The sequence below is a fragment of the Hydrocoleum sp. CS-953 genome, from assembly GCF_002260545.1.
Classification (GTDB): Bacteria; Cyanobacteriota; Cyanobacteriia; order Cyanobacteriales; family Microcoleaceae; genus Trichodesmium.
In genome coordinates this window covers 1-4,407 of sequence record NZ_LGSU01000727.1, presented here as the reverse complement: position 1 = coordinate 4,407, position 4,407 = coordinate 1, and the positions used below count along the sequence as shown (strand labels likewise).

Sequence of the window (4,407 nt, the reverse complement as noted above, 5' to 3'; positions counted from 1 at the left end):
GTCAATCTCTAATTTTAAATAGATCCCTTCAGGGGTTCTATAGATCATGGTACAGATATAGAACCCATTGGGTATCTTTGCCAATATTAAATTGTTGAGTAGGATTCCGGAGATAAGCAGAGAAAATACACGAAAAATGTTTAAAAATACTGCCAATCTCTCAATTTCGTCATATCTTTTTAAATAGATCCCAAATGTGTTCTATCGGGTATTGGGATAACTCCTAACTACAGGTAGACGGTCAAATCTCCCGACAGTCACTTGCTGTGTCTACAATTAGTTGGGTTTGAACCCAAAAGCAAATATTGATTTTGACACCTGTATCCTGATTCCTTATATTTTTATTGGGATCATTGATGATAAATATTCTGCGAATTAAGATAATTCGATCCCATTTAATTTTTGATATAGTATTTAATGTAATTTAATAAATGTTTATAGTATTTTATATATGTTAACTAAATCGGTGCTTACGACAGCTAAAGTTCCTGGTAATTATTGGCAATGGCGGGATCAGCCAATCTACTACTTATGTGCAGGTAAGCCTAACTCTGCAAATCAACCCTTGCTATTAATACATGGCTTTGGAGCATCCACAGACCATTGGCGCAAAAATATTGCAGGTCTCAGCAAGTTTTTTCAAGTTTGGGCTATTGACTTACTAGGATTTGGACGTTCGGGCAAACCAAACTGGCAATATAGTGGTCAGCTATGGCAAGAACAGATCAATGACTTTATTACCGAAGTCATTGGTAGATCGGTAGTTTTAGCAGGAAATTCTCTTGGAGGCTATACAGGATTATGTGTAGCAGCTCAATATCCAACTTCTGCAGCAGGTTTAATACTCATTAACAGTGCCGGACCATTTACTGAATCTCAGACCATTTCTCAACCTCCCTTATGGAGAAAAGTTATTTCTCAAAGCACAAAGTGGTTGATTTTACAAGACTTACCTAGTTTTTTATTATTTCAATGGACGCGACGACGTAGCACTATTAGAAAAACATTACAGAAAGTTTATTTAGATCAAAGCGCCATTACAGATCAATTAATAGAAGATATATATCGACCTTCTTGCGACCCTGGTGCAGCCAAAGTCTTTGCTTCTATGTTTAGGACACCATCTGGCCAGAAAGTTGATTTATTGTTAGACCAGTTAAACTGTCCCCTACTTACGCTTTGGGGAGAAGCTGACCCTTGGATTAAAAGCCAAACCAGAAGTGCCCAATTTCGCAAATATTATCCTCAATTAACAGAATACTTCTTAAAAGCAGGTCATTGTCCCCATGACGAAGTTCCTGAGCAAGTTAATACATTAATTCAGGAATGGGTTTTCTCGGCGGTTCAAAGGGTTTAGGATATGGAGTATAGGTTTCTATTATTTGTTAATCAGTAAAAACGATGATGAATTCTAGGGTTGAGCATATCATCTACAGGTTTGTTGCCCTTGAGATGTTGTGAAACTATTAATGGGACATTATTAGGTTGGACTCGACAATACCAGATTTCATCTGGGATAACTCGTACTGTCGGGCCAGTGCTACATTGGCCAAGACAACCACTAGACTCAATATTGACATCAACCAAATTTTCTGTCTCAGCTTTAAAGGTCTTGAGAACCTCTTGAGAGTTGTGGCGCATACAAGACTGATTCTGGCAAACAAATACATAGCGATCGCCAGAATTAATTTCCGGTTTTTGGCCTTCAGATGTTGACATTAGTCATAAATTCTTAATATAGAAATAAAGGTTTTGACTACCCCATAGCTTAAAAGTGCCGGGTTTGAATCCATCAGTGAAAGTTAAATAGTGTCTATCTTCTGATAATTTCCATCTGCTAGTTTTGTACTCTACTTAGTCTCTTACTTGGTATTTTTTGAATTTGGGATAGCCCTTTTAACCTACAACCTTAGCTCTGTAGTTTGGATCAAACCTTTCTATGGCTGCCCATACCCTTTCTGCGTGAGCTTGTCTAGCCATAGAATTTACTTTTTAGGCCCAAGGAAAGTTCGGATTATGAGTTAGTAGGCGTGCAATATTTGTACGAATCATTACGACTAAAAATTTCGGCGTTGCTGAAACAAGGGATGAATCTTTGCGCAAAAGGTAAATTCCATCTTTTACTTCCTCTTTCTCTAAAAGAATAATTCCAGAAGGCAAAGGACACAACGCCCCCCACACTCCCCAAACTAATTGATCCCGGAAATATGCAACGCCAAAATTTCTCTATCTATAACGATGCTCTAATAATGCTATTACGCACAAATCTGCCGATACAAGTAGCTAAATCTAGCAGATTGTACTGACTATGTGTGCCTTGCATTTTCATTTCATAGATGAGCATAGAAAAAATTTTATTGTTTAATGCTACGATAAATTTATAATCAATAAAACCTTTATGCGCAACCAATAGCAATAAAAGCAGTCCTAGAAGGAGAGGTATTTAGACTCCAATAATCGGTAAGCTTTGATTTAATCAAGGTGCGATGCTATATTACGTTGTACTTTACTTTTATAATTATTATTGAAGTAAAAAAGAAAAAAAAAGAAAATTTGTACTTGTATTTTTATTTTATAACTATCATCATTACTCTAACCAGAAAAAAATTGCAGAGGTAACTATGACAAACAAAATTGTATCAGATGTTATGAGCTACAATCCAATCTCTGTCACAGAAGAAATGCCATTGAAAGAAGCAATTAAAATTTTGGCAGAACAACGTATTAGTGGTCTTCCTGTAGTCAATGAAAAGGGAAAGTTAGTTGGGATCGTATCAGAAACGGATTTAATGTGGCAGGAAAGTGGAGCTACCCCTCCACCTTATATTATGCTGCTAGATAGTGTTATTTTCCTAGAAAATCCAGCTCGTTATGAAAAAGAAATTCATAAGGCTTTAGGAGAAACTGTTGGGGAAGTAATGACTAAAAATCCTCTAACTACTACACCTGAACAATTACTTTCAGCAGCAGCTAAACTTATGCACGAGCGTAATATTCATCGGTTACCAGTGCTAGATGAAAATGGCAAAGTGATTGGTATACTAACTCGTGGAGATATTATTAGAGCTATGGCAACTGAATGATTTCGATATTATTCAACACAATTTATTGTAAGGGAGCAAAAATAAACAAATGTAATAATTAATTATAGAAATGATAATTTACATTGCGATAAAATCAAGCCTCATACTGAGCAGTTGGTCACAATAGAGCATTGATTAAAACTGCTAATAAGCTATGCTTGTAAGTAAAAAAAGAAATATTGATAATCGCAATATTTAAGGGTAGAGAGCTTCAAAAAATTAAAACAATACAATTTATGGAAATGAGTGTTACCCCAGATTCAATTCAGCAACTACTAACATCTGAAGAATTAGGCGATCGCTTGCGTGGAGTTAATCAATTACGTCAAATAGAACCAGAGAAGGCTTTTGAATTAATTCAAACTCCGATCAAAGACAAAGATACTCGTGTTCGTTACGCTGCGGTGAGTCAAATGTCAAGTTTGGGAGAACAAAACTTAACAATCTCCCAAGAAATATTGCGTGACTGTCTGCTTAACGATCCCGAACCAGATGTCCAAGCAGCAGCAGCAGATGCTCTAGGAGCATTAAAAATCACTCAAGCTTTTGACGACTTACAACAGGTATACCAGAACACTCCAGAATGGTTAGTGAAAGTTAGTATAGTTGCAGCAATAGGAGAAATGGGGGAACCAAAAGCATTATTTTTACTAGAAGATGCTCTGAAATCAGATAATGAACTAATACAGACTATGGCCATTAGTGCCCTAGGGGAACTAGGAAATTTAGCAGCTATTCCTTTATTAAAACCCTTTGTTGTCCATAGTGACTGGCAAATTCGCTATAGACTTGTACAAGCTTTACATCGGTTAGGAGGTCTAGAAGCAAAACAAATTATAGAACAGTTGGCCAGCGACTCATTTCAACAGGTAGCTCAAGAGGCCAAGTTAGCACTGAACAGCTAATGTAGTAAAACATGTATAGCTATGAACTACCCCGGGATATTCTAGCCTCCCGTGGTATCTCTTACCGAATAATTAATAATTACTAATTATTAATTAAATAATTCAGCTTTATTAGCCTCCCCTTTCAAGGGAAAAAAGCGGTCGTTTGCGTAGCATTCCGTTAGGATTGGATAGCTAGGTTTCCCGCTCTGGCAGAGGAACTGCGCTAACTTTCCATGTAGGCGACAGCCGTTTAGCTAGCGCACAACTCCGCAAACGCACTTCGGCTGTCGCCGAATGAATGGGGAGCATGACCTAGGATGGGATCGTGTTTCGGCGCTTGAGCCGACATGAAAAGCGTTAGCGTTAGCGTTAGCGTTAGCGAAGCTCCTCTGCAAGAGGCAGCTCCTCTGCAAGAGGCAGCTCCTCTGCAAGAGGCA

4 protein-coding genes and 2 pseudogenes are annotated in these 4,407 nt (G+C 37.7%); 3 read left to right on the top strand and 3 right to left on the bottom strand.

Annotation, left to right across the window (positions count from 1 at the left end; genetic code table 11):
• The first annotated feature begins 451 nt into the window (after nt 1–451).
• Nucleotides 452–1,357, top strand: a complete 906-nt coding sequence (locus AFK68_RS08630) for an alpha/beta fold hydrolase (RefSeq protein WP_094672377.1) — start codon at nt 452–454, stop codon at nt 1,355–1,357.
• Between the two features lie 32 nt (nt 1,358–1,389).
• Here the strand turns inward: AFK68_RS08630 and AFK68_RS08625 are convergent, their stop codons facing one another.
• The 3 genes and pseudogenes from AFK68_RS08625 to AFK68_RS41315 all read right to left on the bottom strand — a co-directional run.
• The gene (locus AFK68_RS08625; RefSeq protein WP_094672376.1) at nt 1,390–1,719 is read right to left on the bottom strand and encodes a ferredoxin; all 330 of its coding nucleotides are present in this window, start codon (nt 1,717–1,719) and stop codon (nt 1,390–1,392) included.
• 18 nt (nt 1,720–1,737) lie between these two features.
• Nucleotides 1,738–2,062, bottom strand: a pseudogene (locus tag AFK68_RS41320) (RNA-guided endonuclease TnpB family protein); the annotation flags it as partial.
• A 171-nt stretch (nt 2,063–2,233) separates the two neighbouring features.
• Nucleotides 2,234–2,344 (bottom strand): annotated as a pseudogene (locus AFK68_RS41315) (transposase); the annotation flags it as partial.
• 277 nt (nt 2,345–2,621) lie between these two features.
• Here AFK68_RS41315 and AFK68_RS08615 point away from each other — a divergent pair.
• Both AFK68_RS08615 and nblB read left to right on the top strand, forming a co-directional pair.
• Complete coding sequence (locus AFK68_RS08615; RefSeq protein WP_094672375.1) at nt 2,622–3,083, top strand: CBS domain-containing protein; 462 nt, start codon at nt 2,622–2,624, stop codon at nt 3,081–3,083.
• Nucleotides 3,084–3,325: 242 nt separating this feature from the next.
• Complete coding sequence (gene nblB / locus AFK68_RS08610; RefSeq protein WP_094672378.1) at nt 3,326–3,988, top strand: phycobilisome degradation protein NblB; 663 nt, start codon at nt 3,326–3,328, stop codon at nt 3,986–3,988.
• The last annotated feature ends 419 nt before the right edge of the window (nt 3,989–4,407 follow it).

Excerpts from the sequence above, each read along its gene's own strand:
- AFK68_RS08630 (WP_094672377.1), top strand. The coding sequence starts at position 452 with ATGTTAACTAAATCGGTGCTTACGACAGCTAAAGTTCCTGGTAATTAT.
- AFK68_RS08625 (WP_094672376.1), bottom strand. The coding sequence starts at position 1,719 with ATGTCAACATCTGAAGGCCAAAAACCGGAAATTAATTCTGGCGATCGC.
- AFK68_RS08615 (WP_094672375.1), top strand. The coding sequence starts at position 2,622 with ATGACAAACAAAATTGTATCAGATGTTATGAGCTACAATCCAATCTCT.
- nblB (WP_094672378.1), top strand. The coding sequence starts at position 3,326 with ATGAGTGTTACCCCAGATTCAATTCAGCAACTACTAACATCTGAAGAA.